The organism is Microbacterium sp. LMX7-1.2 (assembly GCF_040675935.1).
Classification (GTDB): domain Bacteria; phylum Actinomycetota; class Actinomycetes; order Actinomycetales; family Microbacteriaceae; genus Microbacterium.
In genome coordinates this window covers 1001680-1022689 of sequence record NZ_JBEGIL010000001.1, presented here as the reverse complement: position 1 = coordinate 1022689, position 21010 = coordinate 1001680, and the positions used below count along the sequence as shown (strand labels likewise).

14 protein-coding genes are annotated in these 21010 nt (G+C 69.3%); 6 read left to right on the top strand and 8 right to left on the bottom strand.

Annotation, left to right across the window (positions count from 1 at the left end):
- Window positions 1-87 precede the first annotated feature (87 nt).
- The 3 genes from MRBLMX7_RS05075 (at window position 88) to MRBLMX7_RS05065 (ending at window position 4699) form a co-directional block, all read left to right on the top strand.
- Window positions 88-2019 (top strand): ABC transporter ATP-binding protein, encoded by a 1932-nt coding sequence (locus tag MRBLMX7_RS05075; protein WP_363366482.1) that lies wholly within the window; start codon window positions 88-90, stop codon window positions 2017-2019.
- Complete coding sequence (locus tag MRBLMX7_RS05070; protein ID WP_363366481.1) at window positions 2016-3830, top strand: ABC transporter ATP-binding protein; 1815 nt, start codon at window positions 2016-2018, stop codon at window positions 3828-3830. Before MRBLMX7_RS05075 ends, MRBLMX7_RS05070 begins: the two co-directional genes overlap by 4 nt.
- 68 nt (window positions 3831-3898) lie before the next feature.
- Window positions 3899-4699, top strand: a complete 801-nt coding sequence (locus tag MRBLMX7_RS05065) for a hypothetical protein (protein WP_363366480.1) — start codon at window positions 3899-3901, stop codon at window positions 4697-4699.
- 74 nt (window positions 4700-4773) lie between these two features.
- Here MRBLMX7_RS05065 and yicI read toward each other — a convergent pair whose 3' ends face one another.
- The 6 genes from yicI to MRBLMX7_RS05035 form a co-directional block, all read right to left on the bottom strand.
- Window positions 4774-7005 (bottom strand): alpha-xylosidase, encoded by a 2232-nt coding sequence (gene yicI / locus MRBLMX7_RS05060; RefSeq protein ID WP_363366479.1) that lies wholly within the window; start codon window positions 7003-7005, stop codon window positions 4774-4776.
- The gene (locus MRBLMX7_RS05055) at window positions 7005-7892 is read right to left on the bottom strand and encodes a carbohydrate ABC transporter permease (RefSeq protein WP_082297475.1); all 888 of its coding nucleotides are present in this window, start codon (window positions 7890-7892) and stop codon (window positions 7005-7007) included. The genes yicI and MRBLMX7_RS05055 overlap by 1 nt, the downstream gene beginning before the upstream one ends.
- The gene (locus MRBLMX7_RS05050) at window positions 7892-8869 is read right to left on the bottom strand and encodes a carbohydrate ABC transporter permease (RefSeq protein WP_363366478.1); all 978 of its coding nucleotides are present in this window, start codon (window positions 8867-8869) and stop codon (window positions 7892-7894) included. Before MRBLMX7_RS05050 ends, MRBLMX7_RS05055 begins: the two co-directional genes overlap by 1 nt.
- 53 nt (window positions 8870-8922) lie before the next feature.
- Window positions 8923-10230 carry an ABC transporter substrate-binding protein gene (locus MRBLMX7_RS05045; RefSeq protein ID WP_363366477.1) on the bottom strand — a complete coding sequence of 436 codons (1308 nt, stop codon included), beginning with the start codon at window positions 10228-10230 and terminating at the stop codon, window positions 8923-8925.
- Between the two features lie 127 nt (window positions 10231-10357).
- Entirely contained in the window at window positions 10358-11371 is a 1014-nt protein-coding gene (locus MRBLMX7_RS05040; RefSeq protein WP_363366476.1) for a LacI family DNA-binding transcriptional regulator, read from the bottom strand.
- Between the two features lie 214 nt (window positions 11372-11585).
- Window positions 11586-12044, bottom strand: a complete 459-nt coding sequence (locus MRBLMX7_RS05035; RefSeq protein ID WP_050722065.1) for a GNAT family N-acetyltransferase — start codon at window positions 12042-12044, stop codon at window positions 11586-11588.
- Between the two features lie 122 nt (window positions 12045-12166).
- Here MRBLMX7_RS05035 and MRBLMX7_RS05030 point away from each other — a divergent pair, with 122 nt between their 5' ends.
- Window positions 12167-14386: an NADP-dependent isocitrate dehydrogenase gene (locus MRBLMX7_RS05030; RefSeq protein ID WP_363366475.1), complete on the top strand. Its 2220-nt coding sequence runs from the start codon at window positions 12167-12169 to the stop codon at window positions 14384-14386.
- A gap of 87 nt (window positions 14387-14473) precedes the next feature.
- Here the strand turns inward: MRBLMX7_RS05030 and MRBLMX7_RS05025 are convergent, their stop codons facing one another.
- The gene (locus MRBLMX7_RS05025; RefSeq protein WP_363366474.1) at window positions 14474-15946 is read right to left on the bottom strand and encodes a L,D-transpeptidase family protein; all 1473 of its coding nucleotides are present in this window, start codon (window positions 15944-15946) and stop codon (window positions 14474-14476) included.
- A gap of 104 nt (window positions 15947-16050) precedes the next feature.
- The gene (locus MRBLMX7_RS05020) at window positions 16051-16455 is read right to left on the bottom strand and encodes a RidA family protein (RefSeq protein WP_363366473.1); all 405 of its coding nucleotides are present in this window, start codon (window positions 16453-16455) and stop codon (window positions 16051-16053) included.
- 25 nt (window positions 16456-16480) lie between these two features.
- Here MRBLMX7_RS05020 and MRBLMX7_RS05015 point away from each other — a divergent pair, with 25 nt between their 5' ends.
- Window positions 16481-17698, top strand: coding sequence for an alanine racemase (locus tag MRBLMX7_RS05015; protein WP_363366472.1), 1218 nt, complete (start codon window positions 16481-16483; stop codon window positions 17696-17698).
- Entirely contained in the window at window positions 17689-20922 is a 3234-nt protein-coding gene (locus tag MRBLMX7_RS05010; RefSeq protein WP_363366471.1) for a family 20 glycosylhydrolase, read from the top strand. The genes MRBLMX7_RS05015 and MRBLMX7_RS05010 overlap by 10 nt, the downstream gene beginning before the upstream one ends.
- Window positions 20923-21010 lie beyond the last annotated feature (88 nt).

Sequence of the window (21010 nt, the reverse complement as noted above, 5' to 3'; positions counted from 1 at the left end):
TCGCCTCGGATGCCGGACTCGAGAGAGTCCACGTGACCATCCGACCCCGTCAGCAACCGCTTTCCATACGAAACTCGTCTGAGAGACATGTCTTCCTCGCCTTCATCGTCGAACAGCTCCCCGTCCTCCTCCCTCTCCACTCCCGCCGCGCTCTGGCGCCTCAAGCCCTTTGTGAAGCCGGTCATCTGGCGTCTCGCGGGCGGTGCGCTGAGCGCGCTCGCCGCCGCCGTCATCGCGTTGATGATCCCCATCGTCCTCGAGCAGATCATCCGCGGCCCTGTTCAGTCCGGCGCCGTCGACGCGATCGTCTGGGGCGCCCTCGCCGTGTTCGGCCTCGCCCTGGGCGAGGCCCTCATGGTGTGGCTGCGCCGCCAGTTCGTGCTCAACCCTTCCACCCAGGTCGAGTACAAGATGCGCACCGAGCTCTACTCGCGCCTGCAGACCCTGCCGGTGTCGTTCCACGACCGCTGGCAGTCCGGGCAGCTCCTCAGCCGCATGATGCAGGACATCGGACTCATCCGGCGCTGGCTCGCGTTCGGCCTCGTGCTGCTCGTCGTGAACGTGCTCACGATCGTGATCGGCGCGGTGCTGCTGTTCCGCTGGCACTGGCTGCTCGGCACGATCTTCATCGTCACGGCGATCCCGCTGTGGATCCGCGGGTACCTGTTCGAGAAGCGCTACGGCGCGCTCACACGCCGCAGCCAGGATCAGGCCGGCGACCTGGCGACCAGCGTCGAGGAGAGCGTCCACGGCATCCGCGTGCTGAAGGCCTTCGGGCGGGGCACGCACGCGCTGAGCCGCTTCAGCCGTCAGGCCGAGACTCTTCGTGAGACCGAGATGAGCAAGGCCGGCGCGATCGCGTCGATCTGGTTCTGGCTCGACCTCATGCCGCAGATCGCCTTCGGCCTCAGCCTGATGTCGGGCATCTGGCTCATCTCGCAGGGGGCGATCGAGCTCCCCGAGCTGTTCGCCTTCTTCGCGATGGCCACCGTGTTGCGCTGGCCCATCGAGTCGATCGGCTTCCTCTTCTCGTTCATGCTCGACGCGCGCACCGCGACCGACCGCGTGTTCGACATCTTCTCCGAGACGAACACGATCACGGATCCCGAGAACCCCGTGCACATCGACGATCCGCGCGGCGAGCTCGCTTTCGAGGGAGCGCACTTCCGCTACCAGGACGCCGGCGCGCACGAGCGCGACCTGCTCGACGGGATCGACCTCGTGCTGCGACCGGGGGAGACCATGGCGCTCGTGGGCCTGACCGGAAGCGGCAAGACCACGCTCACCACCCTCCCCACTCGGCTGTACGACGTGACCGGCGGGCGCGTGACGCTCGACGGCGTGGACGTGCGCGACCTGCCGCTGGCGGAGCTGCGTCAGCACATCGCCATGGCCTTCGAGGACGCGACGCTGTTCTCGGCATCCGTGCGCGAGAACGTGCTGCTCGGCCGCGCCGACCTCGACGTGCACAGCGAGGAGGCGGAGCGCGTGCTCCGCGAGGCGCTCGACGTGGCCCAGGCCGCGTTCGTCGACTCGCTGCCCGACGGCGTCGAGACGATCATCGGCGAGGAGGGACTCAGCCTGTCGGGCGGACAGCGACAGCGACTCGCCCTTGCGCGCGCCGTCGCCGCCAAGCCCAGGGTCCTGGTCCTCGACGACCCGCTGTCGGCGCTCGACGTCGACACCGAAGCGCTCGTCGAAGAGGCCCTGCGCCACGTGCTCGCCGACACGACGGCGATGATCGTCGCGCACCGTCCGTCGACGGTCGCGCTGGCCGATCGCGTCGCGCTGCTCGAAGCCGGTCGAGTGACGGCCGTGGGCACGCACAGCGAGCTCTTGAAGTTCAGCAGGCACTACCGGCACGTGATCTCGAGCCTCGAGGCCGAGGAGGCGGCGCGCACCGGCGCGATCCCCGTCATCCGCGACGAGCAGGACGAGATCGAGGATGCCGTGCGCGAAGGCATCCGCGAAGAGGCCGCCGACGAAGACATCACCATCGAGAAGGAGGTGCAGCGATGAGCTCCGCCATCACCGGAACCCAGGACGAGGACCGCTCCCAGTACACGCGCGAGGAGAGCCGCGCGATCCGGCGGCGTTCGCTGCGCCTTCTCGGTTCGCTCGTCCGGCCGCTGAAGCCGCAGATCGTGCTCGCCGCGGTCGTGCTCGTGATCTCCACGGCGCTCCAGGTCTCGGGACCGATCCTCATCAGCATCGGTCTCGACCGGGCGCTGCCCGCCGTCCTCGAGCGCGCGGACTGGATGCCGACGTTCATGATCGGCGGGATCTACCTGCTCGCGGGTGCTGTCGCCGCGACCATGATCGCCTGGTACGTGATCATCGCCGCGAAGCTGACCCAGGCGATCCTGCTCGACCTGCGCAAGCGGATCTTCCTGCACACGCAGCGGCTGAGCCTGGAGTTCCACGAGTCCTACACGTCTGGTCGGATCATCTCCCGCCAGACGAGCGACCTGGACTCGATCCGAGAGCTCCTCGACGGCGGACTCAACGAGCTCGTGTCCGGTGTGCTGTTCGGCCTGTTCACGTTCATCGCCTTGTGCGTGTGGGACTGGCAGTCCGGGCTGATCCTCGCGATCGGCGGCGTCCCGCTGTTCTTCCTGATGCGCTGGTTCTACTCTCGATCGCAGCTCGTGTACCGCGAGTCGCGGGTCATCAGCGCCAAGGTCATCGTGCAGTTCGTGGAGACCATGACGGGGATGCGCGCGGTCAAGGCGTTCCGCAAGGAGCCCCGCAACGACGCGTCCTTCCAGGAGATCGCGGGCGAGTACCGGGACGTCAACCGACGCTCGATGCTGCTGTTCGGCACGTTCGAGCCCGGGCTCATGGGCGTCGCTGCGCTCGTGCTCGGCATCGTCGTGCTGTGGGGCGGCATCCGCGTCTCGACCGACGCCCTGACCGTGGGCGTGCTGCTGTCGGCTGTGCTGTATGTGCGGAACTTCTTCGCTCCGATGCAGGAGATCGCGATGTTCCTGAACTCGTACCAGTCGGCCACGGCCGCGCTCGAGAAGGTCTCGGGCGTCCTCGAGGAGGTCCCGACGGTTCCGGACCCCGAGAAGCCGGTCGACCTGTGGGAGTCGCGCGGTCACGTGCGCTTCGACGAGGTGACCTTCGGTTACAACGGCGAGAAGACGATCCTCCCGAACTTCTCGCTCGACATCCCGGCGGGGCAGACGATCGCGCTGGTGGGCACCACCGGTGCGGGCAAGTCGACGCTCGCGAAGCTCATCTCGCGCTTCTACGACCCCTCGCTCGGCACGGTGACGCTCGACGGCGTCGATCTCCGCGACCTGCACCCGAAGGACCTCCGCCGCGCGATCGTCATGGTCACGCAGGAGGCGTACCTGTTCAGCGGGACCGTGGCCGACAACATCGCCCTCGGCAAGCCGGACGCCTCGCTCGAAGAGATCCGGGCGGCGGCGCGGGCGGTCGGCGCGGATGCGTTCATCGAAGCACTGCCCGACGGCTACGGCACCGACGTCAACAAGCGCGGCGGTCGGGTGTCGGCAGGTCAGCGGCAGCTGATCTCGTTCGCGCGGGCGTTCCTGGCAGACCCCGCGGTACTGATCCTCGACGAGGCGACCGCCTCGCTCGACATCCCGTCCGAGCGGCTCATCCAGGAGGCTCTGCAGACGCTGCTCAAGGACCGCACGGCGATCATCATCGCGCACCGTCTGTCGACGGTCGCGATCGCGGATCGCGTGCTCGTCATGGAGCACGGGCGGATCATCGAAGACGACAGCCCCGAGGCGCTGATCGGCGGCACGGGCAAGTTCGCGCAGCTGCACGCCGCGTGGCAGGAGACTCTCGTCTAGGGCGGCCCGTACGACCCGTGGGATGCGCCTCGGAGGCGCTTCCCACGGGCACTGGGTAGCATCGGAACATGGACCCGCTGCTGCTCGTCGCCGAGTGGTGGTGGATCGCGCCCGTGGCCGCGGGCGGGGTCGCAGCGGGGACGATCACGATGCGGAGGCGCAGCATGAAGAGCGGCCGACGACTCGCCTACGACGCGGCACGGCACGAACTCCGGCAGGCGCAGCAGCTCGCGGCGGAACGCCGCATGGCGGCGAAGCTCGCACGCGCCGACTACGCGCGCATCGCCGCAGAACGCAGCGCGCGACGTGCGACGCCCGACCAGGTCGCGGGCGCGAAGCGGATGTTGCGCGACAAGGAGATGCTCGCCAAGGCGGCCGTCGCCGACGTCCGTGCCAAGCAGGTGCGGGTGAGCGCCGCGCGGGCGGCGATCCCCGCGGCATCCGCTCCTCGTCCGCTGGAGCGTCTGCAGGCCGAGCACGACGCGATCACGGCGCGGTGGATGCGGTACGAGACCGATGCCGCCCTGCAGATCGCCTACCCCGCGATGACCGACGTGAAGCAGCCGGCCACCGCGGCGTATCTGCGGGCCGCCGGGCTCGCGGTCGACGCGCGCTACGCGGCGTCCGCCAACGCCGCGCCGGCGGAGTTCGGGGTCTACCGTGACGCCGTGGCCGAGCTGGAGCGGGCCTTCGAGGCAGCAGAGCACGCCGCACGAGTGCAGGCCGGCGAGGCCCCGGCGACGTCCACGTGGCAGGACGCCGCACAGGACATGCTCAGCCGCTCCGCTGAGGCGATCGACAAGGCCGCCGGGGCTGCGGCGTCGGCGCTCGCCGCGTGGACCGAGCGCAAGCGCCCGAAGAACGACTGACGCTCCCGCCCGACCAGTCCCGCCCGATCAGTCCCGGCCCACCAGCACCGGCCCACGCCCCGGCGCCCCCGCGTTCAGGCCGTCACCACGGAGAGGTCGACGTCGTAGGTACGGGCCGCGCCGTCGGGGGTCGTGACGGTCACGGACGCGGCGCCCGTGCCACCGGGGAACACGCGGATGCGGAGCCCCTCGTGGTAGTCGTAGTCCGGTCGGTCGGTGCGCGCGCCCCACGGGAGCACCCCGCCGGGGCGCACGTACAGCGGCAGCGAGTCGAAGCCGTGCGTCTCACGGCGCCATCCGCCGCCGGTGACGGTCTCGCCCGTGAGCAGCGACGTCCACTCCCCGGCGGGCAGGTAGAACTCGACGGACCCGTCGGCCGTGAATACCGGCGCGACGAGCAGGTCGCCGCCGAGCATGTACTGCCGGTCGAGGTAGCCCGTCGCGGGATCGTCGGGGAACTCCAGCGCCATCGGCCGCATGAGCGGGATGCCGGTGCGGGCCGCGTCTAGCCCCTGCTGGTACAGATACGGCATGAGCTGCATCTTGAGGTGCGTGAAACGGCGGGTGACGTCGACGGCCTGCTCGTCGAACGCCCATGGCACGCGGTACGAGCTCGATCCGTGGAAGCGCGAGTGCGAGCCCAGCAGGCCGAACGCCGTCCATCGTTTGAACACTCCGGCGTCGGGGGTGCCCTCGAAGCCGCCGATGTCGTGGCTCCAGAACGCGAAGCCGCTGAGCGCGAGCGAGAGGCCCCCGCGCAGGGTCTCGGCCATCGACGCGTAGGTCGAGGTCGAGTCGCCGCCCCAGTGCACCGGCATGCTCTGCCCGCCGGCCGTGGCCGACCGCGCGAACAGCACGGCGTCGCCGGCGCCCCGCGCCTCTGTCAGCACGTCGTGCACGGCACGGTTGTAGAGGTCGGTGTACAGGTTGTGCATCCGCGCGGGGTCGGAGCCGTCGGCCCACACCACCTCGGTGGGGATGCGTTCGCCGAAGTCGGTCTTGAAGCAGTCGACGCCCTGCGCGACGAGCCGACGCAGGTGCGCCTGGTACCAGGCGGTCGCGTCAGGGTTCGTGAAGTCGACCAGGCCCATGCCGGCCTGCCACAGGTCCCACTGCCACACGGAGCCGTCGGGCCGACGCACCAGGAAGCCCTGGTCCGCGGCCTCGCGGAACAGCGGGGAGCGCTGACCGATGTACGGATTGATCCACACGCAGACGCGCAGATCCTTGTCGTGCAGGCGCGACAGCATCCCCTCGGGGTCGGGGAAGGTGCGCGGATCCCACTCGAAGTCGCACCAGTTGAACTCGCGCATCCAGAAGCAGTCGAAGTGGAACACCGACACCGGCAGCTCCCTCGCCGCCATCTCGTCGATGAAGGAGTTCACGGTCTGCTCGTCGTAATCGGTCGTGAAGCTCGTCGACAGCCACAGGCCGTACGACCACGCGGGAACGACCGGCGGACGCCCGGTCAGCGCCGTGTAGCGCGACAGCACCTCCTTGGGCGTGGGGCCCGCGATCACGAAGTACTCGAGCGCCTCGCCCGTCACGGAGAACTGCACGCGCTCGACGGCCTCCGAGCCGATCTCGTAGGAGACGTGGCCCGGGTCGTTCACGAGCACGCCGTAGCCGCGGTTCGAGAGGTGGAAGGGGATGCTCTTGTACGCCTGCTCGCTCGAGGTGCCGCCGTCCGCGTTCCAGATGTCGACGGACTGCCCGTTCTTGACCAGGGGACCGAAGCGCTCGCCGAGGCCGTAGACGAGTTCGCCCACACCGAGGTCGAGCTGCTCGTGCACGAACGTCGTCGCGTGCGCGGAGGAGCCGCCCTGCCGCGCGTTGTCGACGATGCCCGCGTCGACCTGCGCGTCGGGAGCAAGCCGCACGTAGCCCTGCGCCTTGTGGCCGCTGCCGGTCACGCGACGTCCGTCGACCTCGAACGAGAGGTCCCAGGGGCTCCCGGGCGCGATGCGAGCGGTCAGGCCCCCGGCATCCAGCGATCCTCCCGCCTCCGTCAGAGCGACCCGAGCCGAACCCGATCCCGCGCCGGGGAGAGCGAACCCGCCGTGCCATCGCGCGCCCTCATGATGCGCGACGCGCACCCGGATCACGCCCTCGGCGGGGGACGAGAGCGTCGTGGTCAGCACCGGGCGGTTGAGGGTGTCCCCGCGCTTGGAGATGACCATGGTCGGCGCGGTCACGACGATGCCCGGTCCGTCGGCGGTGGAGGTCTCGGCGATGTCGTAGGCCTCCTGCGCGTACAGCGCCGTGACGCCCGGACGCAGCTGCCAGAACCCATCGGTGAACTTCATTACTTGACTGCTCCTGCCGTGATGCCGCGTGTCAGCGTGCGCTGGAAGATGAGGAAGAAGATGAGCGTGGGGATGATGCCCAGCAGCGCGGACGCGCTCGTGGTGGTGACGTCCATCAGACGGTCGCCCTGCAACACGCTGATCGCGACGGGGACCGTCTGGTTGGCGTTGGAGGCGAGGAACGTGAGCGGGATGAGGAACTCGTTCCACGTCCAGATGAAGAAGAAGATGAGCAGCACCGACAGCGTCGGACGGCTGATCGGGAAGACCACGCGCCACAGGATCTGCCAGCGGCTCGCGCCGTCGAGCGAGGCGGCCTCGAGCACCTCCTTGGGGAAGGTGCCGTACACCGACGACAGCAGGTAGGTGCCGAATGCCGCCTGGATCACCGTGAACACGATGATGACCGACCACACGTTGTCGTACAGACCGACCGATTTGAACATGTAGTACAGCGGGTAGAGCAGGGCCTCCTGGGGCAGGAGGTTCGCGAGCAGGAAGAGCAGCACGATCCACGAGCGGCCCCGCACGCGGCCGATGCCGATCGCGAAGGCGTTGAGCATCGAGATCACGACCGCGAGCACGGCGACGACGCCCGAGATGAAGATCGAGTTCCAGACCTTCTCGGGGAAATTCACGCGCTCCCAGAATTTGACGATCCCGCCGAAGTCGAGGGTCTCGGGAAAGGCGAGGGGCCCGGAGGTCGCGTAGTCGACGGGAGACTTGAACGAGTTCACCAGCACGAGGTAGAACGGGGCGATCACGAGGATCGCGCCGATCACGACGAGCGCGAGCAGGAGCCAATCGACGGGACGCTTCTTGGTCATGCCGCCGCGGGTGCGGGTCTTCGCGGGCTTGCCGGTGACGATGGCAGTGGTGGCGTGCATCACAGACCCGCCCTTTCCTTGCGCTCGAGCGAGTTCTGGACCCGGATGAAGATGATCGACACGATGACCACGACGATCGTGAGGACTGTGGCGATCGTGGCGCCGTACCCGACGTTGCGCTTCGTGAAGAACTCCTGGTACGCGTAGTACGCGGGGACGAGCGTGGAGCCTGCCGGCCCGCCGCGCGTGATGATGTACACCGGCCCGAAGACCTTGAGGGCGGCGATCGTGCAGGTGAGCGTGACGACGAAGATCTCGGGACGGATGATACTCATCGTGATGGCGGAGAACCGCTGGAACCAGTTGGCGCCGTCGAGTTCCGCGGCTTCGTAGAGCTCCGGGTCCACGCGCTGGAGGGCGGCCATGAAGACCACGACGGGATAGCCGAGCTGCACCCAGACCATCACGACCATGAGGACGATCAGCGCGGAGGGCATCTGCCCGAGCCAGTCGTAGGCCGGGATGCCGAAGGCGCCGAGGATCTGGTTGAGCGCGCCGTCGCCGCCGGGGCGCACGATCCATCCGATCACGATGCCGGCGACCGCGATCGGGAGGATCTGCGGCAGGTAGTAGGTGGCCCGCAGGAAGCTGCCGACCTTGCCGCCGAACTTGCGTCCGACCACGTCGAACAGCAGGGCGGCGACGATGAGGCCGACGATCGTCGGGACGACCACCATGGCGATGATCATCCACACCGAGTTCGTGAACGAGGTCCAGAAGTCGCTGTCGGTGAGGATCTTCTGCCAGTTCTCGAGACCGATGAACTCCGGGGCGCGCACGCCCTTCCACTTCGTGAAGGTCAGATACACGTTCCAGATCAGCGGGACGATGACGACGACGAGCAGAAGCGCGAAGCCGGGCAGGAGGTACATCCAGTAGGCGCCGGTGCCTCCGCGTCGCTGCGGGATCGACGGCTCTTCCGGCGGGAGCGTGGTGCGGCCCGATCTCGTGCGGGTTTCACGCGTGGCGAGTGACATGTTCTTCTCCAGGGGGATGCGGGGGCGACGTGGACGCCGCCCCCGCGGGTGGATCAACGGAATTCCGCCGTGCCCTCGTCGTACTGCTCGCCGAGGTTCTCGTCGGTGGTCTTCGCATCCTGGGCGCCGGTGATCAGACCCTGCAGCTCCTGCACGATCACGTCGTAGAAGCCGGGAGCGGGCCAGTCCGGGTAGAACGAGAGTCCGTCGGCGTCGAGCACGCCGTTGAACGTCTCGATGAGCGCGGCGCTCTTCTCGTCCGTGATGTCGGCGGTGTCGGCGGCCACGGGCAGTCCGCCGTTGTTGCCGATGATCGCCTGGATCTCGGGGCGCATCGTGATGTCGATGAACTGGTAGGCGAGCTCCTTGTTCGCGGCGTTCTCGGGCACGACCCACAGGTTGCCGGAGGAGCCGAGCGACAGGTCGGCTCCCGGGAAGGCGTTCATGGTCCAGTCGAAGCCGGTCGCCTCGGCGACGAAGCGGCCGAACCACCACGAGCCCGAGACGAAGATCGGCGAGGTGCCGTTGATGAACGAGACTCCCGCGTCCTCGGCCTTGACGGAGGAGACGTCGGAGGCGATGTAGCCCTTGTCGACGTACTCCTTGAGCGTCTCGGTCGCGGAGCTGATCTCCGGTCCCTGCCAGTCGACCTCGCCGTCGTACAGCTGGTAGGCGTCGACGAAGCTGCGGTCGCCCTCCAGCAGCGCGAGCTGGTACCAGAGCTGGCCCAGCGGGTACTCGGCGCCGGCCTCGGCGAGCGGCGTGACGCCCTGCGCCACGAACGCGTCGAGCACGTCGACGAACTCCTCGTAGGTGGTCGGGATCTCGAGGCCGGCCGCGGTGAACGCATCCTGGTTGTAGTACACGCCGACGAACTCGCCGTAGTTCGGGATGCCGAACCACGTGTCCCCGCCCATCACACCGTCTTCGGAGTACTTGGCGGTGGTCTGCAGCGAGGGTGCGAGCTTCTCGTCCCACCCGTACTCGTCGACCGCGTCGGAGATGTCGGCGATCAGCCCGGTCGAGGCGAGGAAGCCGGCGGTCGCGTTGCCCTTGTTGAACTCCATGAGGTCGGGAGCGGCGTCCGTGTCGAGCACCTGGCTCGCGGTCTTCTGGATCTGCTCGAACGACTTCTCCTCGAACTCGACGGTCGCACCCGTCTCCTCCTCGAAGATCTCGATGGCCTCGGCCCACGCCTTGCCCATCGCGCTGTCGGCGCCCTCGTAGTGCCAGAGCTTCAGCGTCTGGCCGTCGCCGCCCTCGTCTCCGGAGCCGGCGGTGCAGCCGCTGAGGGCGATGCCTGCCGCCGTCAGCGTGGCCAGTGCGGCCAACGTCTTCGTCCTGCGGATGTTGCGTGCCATCGTCGGCACTCCTTTCTCGGTGGCCCTCGGGCCGGGACACTTCTCTGGGTCGTGTTCAGTTGTGGTCATCGACACCTTCGTCGAAGCGTTTCGACAAAGGCGACGAGAGAGCGCGGTCGTCGCCCGGTCATTCCCGAGCGCGGACGAGGGAGCCGGCGACGCGGTACTCCGGGGGAATCAGATGGATACGGGGAGCGGGCCGAGGTGACTCGAGCTGCGCGACCGCGAGGTCGACCGCCAGTTCGCACGATCGCTGCGGCACGAGCGGGATCGTGTCGATCGGCGAGGGCGGCGTCGTCGTGTCGAACGAGGCCGCGGCGGAGACGACCGAGACGTCGACGCCGATGCGCAGCCCTCGGGTGTCGAGTGTCTCGAGCAGGGCCTCATGCACATCGCCCACCGCGTGCACGATGAATGCGCGGTCCCCTCGGTCGAGCGCTGCCTCGACCGCCGCACGTACAGCGCCGACGTCGGTCGTGGTGGCACCGGTGGTGACGGTCGTGAGCGTCAGGCCGCGGAGCTCGCTCCTCTCAGCGACACCCTGCAGCAGTCGCCGCGGGAAGTTCGACTTGGCGTACGAGACCTCGGTCTGGCCGAGGAGTGTGAGAGACGTGTGCCCGGCATCCGCGATCCGGTCCACGGCGAGTCCGCCGGCGGCCTCGAAGTCGAGGTCCACGCAGGTGAGGCCCTCGGGGTCGTTCGGGATGCCGATGAACACCGTGGGCGTGCCCACGGAGCGGGCGATGTCGGCGCGCTCGTCGTCGGGAGCCACGTCGAGCACGAGGATCGCGTCGGCGAGCCTGCTGGCGGCGACGCGGTTCATGCCGTCCGAGGTCTGCTCGTCGGTGAGGAGCAGGATGTCGTAGCCGCGGCGCCGGGCGGCGACGGCCGTCGCGAGCACGAAGGCCATGTGGGTGGGGGCGTGGGTGTCGGCGCGCAGCGGCTCGGTGAGCGCGAAGATGTGCGTGCGTCGTCCCGCCAGCATCCGTGCTCCGGCGTCGGGCTCGTAGCCGAGTGTCCGTGCGGCGTCCTCGATGCGCAGTCGGGTCTTCTCGGACACCGGGCGCTTGCCGCTCAGCGCGTAGGAGACCGTGCTGATCGACACGCCGGCGGCGCTGGCCACCTCATGGATCGTCGTCATCGGGACTCCGTCGTCACTCGTTCGGGGAAATCGTCGAAGCGCTTCGCCAGCGCCTCGAAAGCGATGATAGGCAGGTTCGGGCCCCGGGCGCAAGACTTTTGTGGTGACTCGCAACAAATTCGTGACCCACCCGCCTGGGAGCGCTCCCGCAGTCGTCACGGAAAGGGCGACGAGACCTCGATGGGGGAGGGGATTCGAGGCCCCGCCGCCGGCCCTAGGACGTGACGCGGATCTCGGCGATGACCTCGGAGTACTCGGTCTCGCCGACCGGCGTGAAGCCGACGCGGAGGAAGAAGGCCTCGGGGCCGTCCTCACCCGCCTCGTAGATGACGTTGACGTGGTCGACGCCGCGGGCGCGGGCCTCCTCGAGAAGGCTCTCGACCGCGAAGCGGCCGACGCCCTTGCCTTGACCCTCGGCATCGACGTTGACACGCCACAGCACCGAGCGGAAGTGCTCCTCGGGTGCCTCGGAGTCGAAGTTGGCGCTCACGAAGCCGACGACCTGATCGCCGTCGAGCACGACGCGCTGCCACGAGGTCTGGGGGTTGATCACGGTCGCGGCGATGCCGTAGGACACCGGAGCGAGGAACTGCTCCTGCCCGGGCTTGAGCGACAGGTTGTTCACGGCGACGATCGTCGCAGCGGAGAGTTCGACCATGCGCAGTTCGGACATGATCACAGGCTAACCCCTCGGGGCGCTCCGCACCCAGGATCAGGACGATTTCTCAGGCCGACGAGACCCTCAGGTATCTTGGTATCGAGACAATTCTGCCCTCGTGAACGGAGAACCTCCCGGTGACCGACGACGCCATCATCTACACCTACACCGACGAGGCTCCGGCTCTCGCCACGGCTTCCTTCCTCCCGATCATCCAGGCCTTCACCGGTCAGGCGGGTATCGAGGTCGAGACCCGTGACATCTCGCTCGCCGGACGCATCCTCGCGGCGTTCCCGCAGAAGCTCGCCCCGGAGCAGCAGGTGGGCGACGCGCTCGCCGAGCTCGGCGGACTCGCCACGCTGCCCGAGGCCAACATCATCAAGCTGCCGAACATCTCGGCATCCATCCCGCAGCTCAAGGGCGCGATCGCCGAGCTGCAGGCGCAGGGCTACGACATCCCGGACTTCCCGGACGAGCCCTCGTCGCTCGAGGAGAAGGACGTCCGCGCGCGCTACGACCGCATCAAGGGCTCGGCTGTGAACCCCGTGCTGCGCGAGGGCAACAGCGACCGCCGCGCCCCTCTCGCGGTGAAGAACTACGCCAAGAAGCACCCGCACCGCAACAAGCCCTTCGCCGAGGGATCGAAGACGCGCGTCGCGACTCTCGGTCACGACGACTTCAAGCACAACGAGCGCTCCTGGGTCGCCGCCCACGACGACGTCCTGAGCTTCCGCCACACGGCGGCCGACGGCACCGTCACCGTCCTGAAGGAGGGCCTCAAGGTCCTGCCGCGCGAGATCATCGACGCGACCTTCCTGTCGGCCGCGCACCTCGATGCGTTCCTCGCCGAGACGCTCGCGACCGCCAAGGCCGACGACGTGCTGTACTCCGTGCACCTCAAGGCGACGATGATGAAGGTCAGCGACCCGATCATCTTCGGACACGTCGTGAAGGCGTTCTTCCGCGACGTGTTCGCCCAGTACGGCGACCAGCTCGCCGCGGCCGGGCTCAACGCGAACGACGGTCTCGGATCGATCCTCGCGGGGCTGGAGGGCATCGCGGGCGGCGACGAGATCGCAGCCGCGTTCGCCAAGGCCATCGCCGAGGGGCCGCGCCTCTCGTACGTGAACTCCGACAAGGGCATCACCAACCTGCACGTCCCGAGCGACGTGATCGTGGACGCCTCGATGCCGGCGCTCGTCCGCAACGGCGGCAAGCTCTGGGGCAAGGACGGGGGCGAGGCCGACACGCTCGCCGTGATCCCGGACTCCTCGTACGCGAGCGTCTACCAGGCCGTGATCGACGACGTCATCGCGAACGGACCACTGGACCCCGCGACGATCGGCACGGTCCCCAACGTGGGTCTCATGGCGCAGGCCGCCGAAGAGTACGGCAGCCACGACAAGACCTTCGAGATCGCGGCGGCCGGCACTGTGCAGGTCCTCGACAGCGAGGGCACGGTGCTCATCGAGCACCAGGTCGGCGCCGGCGACATCTGGCGTGCGACGCAGACCAAGCACATCCCGGTGATGGACTGGGTCAAGCTCGCGGTCACGCGCGCCCGCGCGACCGGTGTGCCCGCCGTGTTCTGGCTCGACGCCAACCGCTCGCACGACGCGCAGATCATCGCCAAGGTGCATCAGGGTCTCGCGACGCTCGACACGACGGGTCTGACGATCACGATCCTCGCGCCCGAGGAAGCCACGCGCTACACGCTCGCGCGGATGCGTCACGGCCTCGACACCATCTCGGTCACGGGCAACGTGCTGCGCGACTACCTCACCGACCTGTTCCCGATCCTCGAGGTCGGCACGAGCGCCAAGATGCTGTCGATCGTGCCGCTCCTCGCCGGCGGTGGCCTGTTCGAGACAGGTGCCGGAGGCTCCGCTCCGAAGCACGTCCAGCAGCTGGTCGAGCAGAACTACCTGCGCTGGGACTCGCTGGGCGAGTTCTTCGCGCTGGCCGCCTCGCTCGAGCACTTCGCCGACCGGACGGGCAACGAGAAGGCGCGCGTGCTCGCCGAGACGCTGGACGCCGCCACGGGCACCTTCCTCGAGGAGGACCGCTCACCCGGACGCGCGCTGGGAACCATCGACAACCGCGGCAGTCACTTCTACCTAGGCTTGTACTGGGCGCAGGAGCTCGCGAAGCAGACGAAGGATGCCGAGCTCGCGGCCGCTTTCGCGCCCGTCGCGGCGACTCTCGCCGAGAACGAGGAGAAGATCGTCTCCGAGCTGAACGCGGTGCAGGGCGCCTCGGTCGAGATAGGCGGCTACTACCGTCCGGACGACGCGCTGGTCGCCGCGGTCATGCGCCCTTCCGCGACGCTGAACGGGATCGTCGACGCCCTGAGCTGAGGCACGGGGGATGCACGAAGGGCCGGATGCGAACGCATCCGGCCCTTCGTCATTTTCGCGGTGCCCGAGGGCGACGCGGAGATCGACTCAGTTGTGCACCGAGACCTCGAGGCCCACGGGCGCCCACTCGTACACGAACTTCGCGACGTCGATGGGCATGTTGACGCAGCCGTGGCTCATCCGGTTGCCGAAGTTGCTGTGCCAGTACGTGCCGTGGAAGGCCTCGTCGCCGTTGAAGTACGTCACCCAGGGGACGTTCGGCGTCTCGGTGATCGACCCGTCGGGCTCGCGACTCTTCATGGTCTGCATCCGCACGTGCGCGTAGACCTTGAAGTTGCCGGTGTCGGTGGGCGTCGCGGCCTTGCCGGAGGAGATCTTCCAGGAGCGCACGACAGCGCCGTTCTCGAGCAGGGTCGCGGTTTGCGAACTGAGGTTCACATCGATCGTGCGGAGCACGTTGACGGACTGGAACGGCGTCTCCGTCACGCTGATCGGGAACACGGCCTCGCCCGCCTCGAGCTTCTCGACCACGTCGGAGGCGAGGTTCGAGGTGTCGCCGATCGTGCGCCCGTTGATCCCGGCCGTCTCGGTGCGCAGGACCTTCCCCGCGGAGTCGACGATCGTGGTCGCGTTCACTGGCGCGATGTTCACGGCGGCAGGGAGGGCGTCGATGGTCGCCTGGACAGCGGTCTGGTCGGCCTCGATGCGGAGCGTGCCGTCGTCGTCGACCACGGTGAACCATGTGGATGCTGTCGCGGCGTCGACGGGGACGGTGCGCTCCTCGCCGATGTAGAAACCGATGGTGCCCATCATCGTGTTGAGCTCGGTGGCGAAGGCCGTGGCGTCGTCGTCGCTCACAGCCGCAGTGGCCTCGGCCGGACCGCCCGGGAACTCGAGGCGCTTGCCGCCGTCGGCGATGGTCTCGGTGAAGGCCGTGGAGAGGGCGTCGAGGTCGACGCCCGTTCCCGTCACGGACGGCGTGATGACGAACGTGCCGGTCGCTGCGTCGAAGACGACGCCGGCATCCACCGGGTCGTCGAAGCTGGTCGGCACGGCGTCGCGGAGCGCGGAGTCAGCGGTGGCGGTGTCGAAGGTGATGTCACCGGCGACGGGCTCGCCCATCCACGAACCGAGGTTCCACATCGGGTGCGTGGCGAACGCTTGGTCCGCGAGTGCCGTGGCGTCGACCGACGCGCCGAGCTCGGAGCCGGTGAGGACGATGTCGTCGCCGACCCCGGTCAGCACGACCTCGGTCTCGGCCACGTGCGCGCTGATCGCGTCGGCAGCGGCTCCGGGAGTGAGCCACCCGACCGGGATGCCCGCCACCGTGGTGCCGGGGGCGATCAGGATCATGGATGCGGCGCCGGCGCCGATCGCGACGGCACCTGCGCCGAGCCCGATCCAGAGCGCGAGGCGCTTCTTCTTGGGTGCGGGCTCGATGGGGGCCCAGGCGAGCGGCTGGTCGCCGCCGGAGTCCTGGCCGTCGAGGGCGGTGTCCGCCTCGGTCAGCTTCTCGGTCTTCGCATCCTGCGCTGAGATCAGATCGGTCACGAACTTCACCCCCCGGTTCTCACGTGGCCTTATCACATCCCATGGTACGTGATGGCAGGTAACGGGGAGGCAACGGTCAGGAAGAGCCGATAGTGGCCGTGTCGGGCCGTCGCTCAGTCGACGATGGCGATGCCGTCGATCTCGACGAGCATCTCCTCGCGCGGCAGCCCGGTGAAAACGGTGGTGCGGGAGGGGAGGACGCCGCTCGTCGTGTGCGCGGTCACGAAGGCGCCGTAGGCGTCGTTCATGATCGGGAAGTCCTCGCGCTTGGTGAGGTAGACGCGCAGCATCACGACGTCGTCGAAGGTCGCGCCGGAGGCCTCGACGATCGCCTTGACGTTCTCGAGCGTGCGCGTGGTCTGCGCCGCGACGTCGCCGGAGAACAGGTACTCGTTCGTCGCCGGGTCGACCGGGCCCTGACCCGAGACCTGCACGAACGGACCCTTGCGCACACCCTGCGAGAAGGTGTGGGCGGGAGCGGGGGCGGCGTCGGTGGAGATGCGGGTCTTCGAAGTCATGCATCCAGCCTAGTAGCCTTGTTAGATGCCTCTACAAATTCCGGATCCCGCACTCGGCTCGTGGACGAAGGGGTTCCCGGCGCACGCGGCGGGACTCGCGCTCTCGGAGGTCGGCGGCGCAGGGCTGCGTCTCTCGGAACTCGTCACCCCGGTGCTGACCGTGCACGAGGCAGCGCTCGCCCACAACGAGGCGACCGTGTTCGGCTGGGCCCGGGATCAGGGCGTGCTGCTCGCTCCGCACGGCAAGACGACCATGGCGCCCGCCCTGTGGCAGCGCCTCCTCGACGCGGGCGCCTGGGGCATCTCGGTCGCGACGCCGTGGCAGGCGGAGGTCGCTGTGCACGCCGGCGTCCCGACCGTGCTGATCGCGAACGCGGTGACCGATCGAGCGGCGGCCTCGCACCTCGGCGACCTGCTCGCCGCCGACGACGGGCTGCGCATCCTCTGCTGGGCGGACTCGGTGGCCACCGTCGAGATCCTCGCCGCAGGGCTCGCTGAGGCACCACGGCCGCTCGACGTGCTGGTCGAGCTCGGCGGCACAGGTGGACGCACGGGAGCGCGCACGATCGAGGAGGGGGAGCGGATCGCCGCGGCGATCACGGCAGCGCCGGGTCTGCGTCTCGCCGGTGTGGCCGGCTACGAGGGGCCGTTCGGCCCGGACCGCAGCGATGCCTCGGTCGCGGCCGTCGACGCCTACCTCGAGACGCTCGTCGCGCTGCACGCGCGTCTCGCCTACCCCGAGGGACTCCGGCCCGTGCTGAGCGCGGGCGGCAGCTCGTTCCCCGACCGCGCCGCCGCCGTTCTCGCACCGCACGGCGGAGACGCGGACGTCGTTCTCCGCTCCGGTGCGTTCCAGATCCACGACGACGGCTTCTACACCCGCATGTCGCCCTTCGGTCCTCTGACCGGAACGGAGCCGTTGCGCTCGGCGATGCACGCCTGGAGCCGCGTGGTGTCGCAGCCGGAGCCCGGCCTGGCGCTGCTCGACGCCGGCCGTCGCGATGTGCCGTTCGACATCGACCTCCCGACGCCGCAGTCGGTGGCCGGGACGATCACCGCCCTCAACGACCAGCACGCGTTCCTCCGCCTCGATCCCGCGGCCTCCGTCGCGCCGGGAGACGTCGTGCGGCTCGGGCTCTCCCACCCCTGCACCGCGTTCGACAAGTGGCGCGTGGTGGCGATCATCGATGACCCGGATGCCGCCGACCCGCGCGTGATCGGGGCGGTGGCGACGTGCTTCTGAGCACAGAGAAGCCCGTGCGGGTCTACCGTGACGCCACGGTCGTCGACGGCACGGGTGGCGCACGCTTCACCGCCGACGTGTTCCTCGAGGGTGCGCGAGTGGTCGCCGTCGTCCGCCCCGGTGAGACCGCGCCCGAGCTCCCCGAGACCGCGGTCGAGGTCGACGCGAACGGCCTGGTCCTCGCTCCCGGCTTCATCGACATGCACGCGCACAGCGAACTCGCGGTGCTCGACGGCGCCGCGCACACGGCCAAGATCCGCCAGGGTGTCACGACCGAGGTCGTGGGTCAGGACGGGCTCGGCTACGCCCCGCTCGACGACCGCGCCGCGGCCGTGATCCCGGCCCAGATCGCGGGATGGAACGGACCTGCTGCATCTGTCCCGTGGCGGAGCATGGACGACCTCCTGTGCGCATTCGACGAGTCCGCCGTCGCGAACACCGCCGTCCTGGTGCCGCAGGGCAACCTCCGCATGATCGCCGTCGGTCACGAGAACCGCCGCGCGACGGCCGAGGAGATCGACGCGATGTGCGCTCTGCTCGGCGAAGCCCTCGACGAGGGGGCCTTCGGCATGTCGAGCGGCCTCACGTACACGCCGGGCATGTACGCCGACACCGCGGAGCTCGAGGCGCTGTGCCGTGTCGTGGCGGAGCGGGGCGGCTACTGGTCGCCGCACACGCGGAGCTACGGCGGCGCAGCGCTCGAGGCCTATCGCGAGGCGCTCGACATCGGCCGTCGCACCGGATGCCCGATCCACCTCACGCACGCGACCATGAACTTCGCTCCCAACCGTGGACGCGCGGCGGAGCTCCTCGCGCTCGTCGACGAGGCGCTCGCCGATGGCGTCGAGGTGACGCTCGACACCTACCCGTACCTGCCGGGCGCCACGACCCTCGCCGCCCTGCTGCCGAGTCGTCTCGCCGAGACCGGCGACCTGCTCGGCACGATAGCGGCGCTGGACGGTGACGGGCGCGAGGCCGTGCGGGTCGAACTCGAGGAGATCGGGTGCGACGGCTTCCACGGCGAGCGCGCCGACTGGTCGGCCATCCAGATCGCGGGAACCGGAGATCCGGCACTCGGCGACCTCGTGGGGCGGACGGTCGCCGAGATCGCCGAGGCCTCCGGGCAGCGCGCGGTCGACGTCGTCCTTGACACGATCCTGCAGGATGCCGGGGCGACCGGCATCCTGATGCACATCGGCGACGAGGGCAACGTGCGGGAGATCATGCGTCACCCGAGCCACAGCGGGGGAAGCGACGGCATCCTCATCGGGGCCCGCCCGCACCCGCGCGGTCGCGGGACGTTCCCTCGCTATCTCGGACATTATGTGCGCGAGCTCGGCGTGCTGACCCTCGAAGAGGCCGTGCGGCATCTGTCGGGGACGCCCGCCGCGAGGCTCGGATTCGATCGCGGAGACGCGCCGCGCGGTGTGATCCGCGAGGGCGCGACCGCCGATCTGGTGCTCTTCGATCCGGAGACCGTCGCCGCCGGTGCGACGTTCGAGGAACCGCATGAGGCGCCGGTGGGGATCGTCGAGGTGCTGGTCGGAGGCACGCCGGTGGTCGTGGCCGGCGAGGCCACGGGGGAGACTCCCGGTCGAGCGCTGCGCATGAATCCGGCCGCCCACCGTGCGACGGTTCCGCTCGCGCAGTCCGAGATCGACCCCGCCGCGGAGCCGTTCCTCTGGACCGCGACCACGCCCGTCGACGCCCCCGACGCGCTCGTCGCGAGCGCGCGTCGGCTCGGCGCACCGCAGGCGGAGACCGCCGGCCCCGCGATCACGCTCCGCGTCGACGCGTCCCTCGCCGACGCGGACTTCGCCGAGGATCGGATCGCGGCGGAGGCGTTCCGCATCGTCGTGACGTCCGAGGGCATCGCGGTCGACGGAGCCTCGCCGGCCGGGGTCTTCCGCGGCGTGACCGTCCTGCGACAGCTGCGGGAGCCGGGGGCGCAGCGCTCCCGCATCCCCGCCGGGATCTGGACCGGCGCGCCCGCCTACGGCTGGCGCGGCACCATGCTCGATGTCGCGCGCCATTTCCGTCCCGTGGAGGATCTGCGGCGGCTGGTCGACCTGCTCGCGGACCACCACCTGAACGTCCTGCACCTGCACCTCACCGACGACCAGGGCTGGCGCTTCGAGGTGCCCCGCTACCCGCGACTCGTCGAGGTCGGTGCACGGCGGGAGTCGACGCAGCGCGGTCACGGCCCGCTCGCGACGGTCGAGCCCGGGGTCCACGAGGGGCACTACACGCAGACCGAGCTGCGCGACCTCGTCGCGTACGCCGCGGAGCGCTTCGTCACGGTCGTGCCCGAGGTCGAGCTGCCCGGTCACATCCAGGCGGGCCTCGCGGCGTACCCCGAGCTCGGCAACGTCGACGTCGGCGACCCCGTGACCGCTCCGTGGGAGAGGTTCGGCGTCAACCCGCGCACGCTCGCGCCGACCGAGGCGTCGCTGGCGTTCGGCCGTGCGGCGATCGACGCGCTGTGCGACGTGTTCGACTCGCCGTGGATCGGGATCGGCGGCGACGAGGTGCCGGTCAGGGAGTGGGCGCAGAGCGAGGCGGCGGGGGAGCGGATGCGCGAACTCGGCCTCGCGTCGCCGCATGACGTGCAGCCGTGGTTCACGGCGCACTTCGTGGAGCACGTCCGATCGCGCGGCCGCACGGCGCTCGCCTGGGACGAGGTCCTCGAGGGGGACGTCCCCGACGGGGTGGAGATCCTCGCCTGGCGCGGTCCGGTGGCGATGCGGGAGGCGCTGCGGCGCGGCATCCCGGTGATCGCGTGTCCCGACCTCGAGGTGTACCTCGACTACCCGCAGTCGGAGTCGGCCGAGGAGCCGATCCGGGTGGGCCCGCCGCTGCCGATCGAGCACGTGTACACCCTGCGCGTCGAGGACGGAGCCCGCGGGGGCCAGGCGAACGTGTGGACCGAGCATCTGCCGACCCGCGACAGGGTGGATTTCGCGATGTTCCCGCGTCTGGCTGCGGTGGCGGAGCGGCTGTGGGAGGGAGGCGAGCCTCGTCCGTTCGAGGACTTCGGACGCCGGCTGCCGACGCATCTCCGTCGCCTCGCCGGCGGCGGTGTGCGGTATCGTCCTCTCGACGGTCCGACGCCGGCTCAACGGCGTCCCGGAGTGCCGGGGAAGCCACTCACGCGGGAGGCCCGGGAGCAGATCGTCGAGGGACTCGTGGCCCGTCTGGTGGAGAGGGCGGAGAGGCTCGACTGATCGTCGAAATCGTACTGTAACGTTTCGATAACCCTCCCGGCGACCGGCGGGGCAGGGGTTGCACAATTTTTGTTCGTAAGGTCTACTA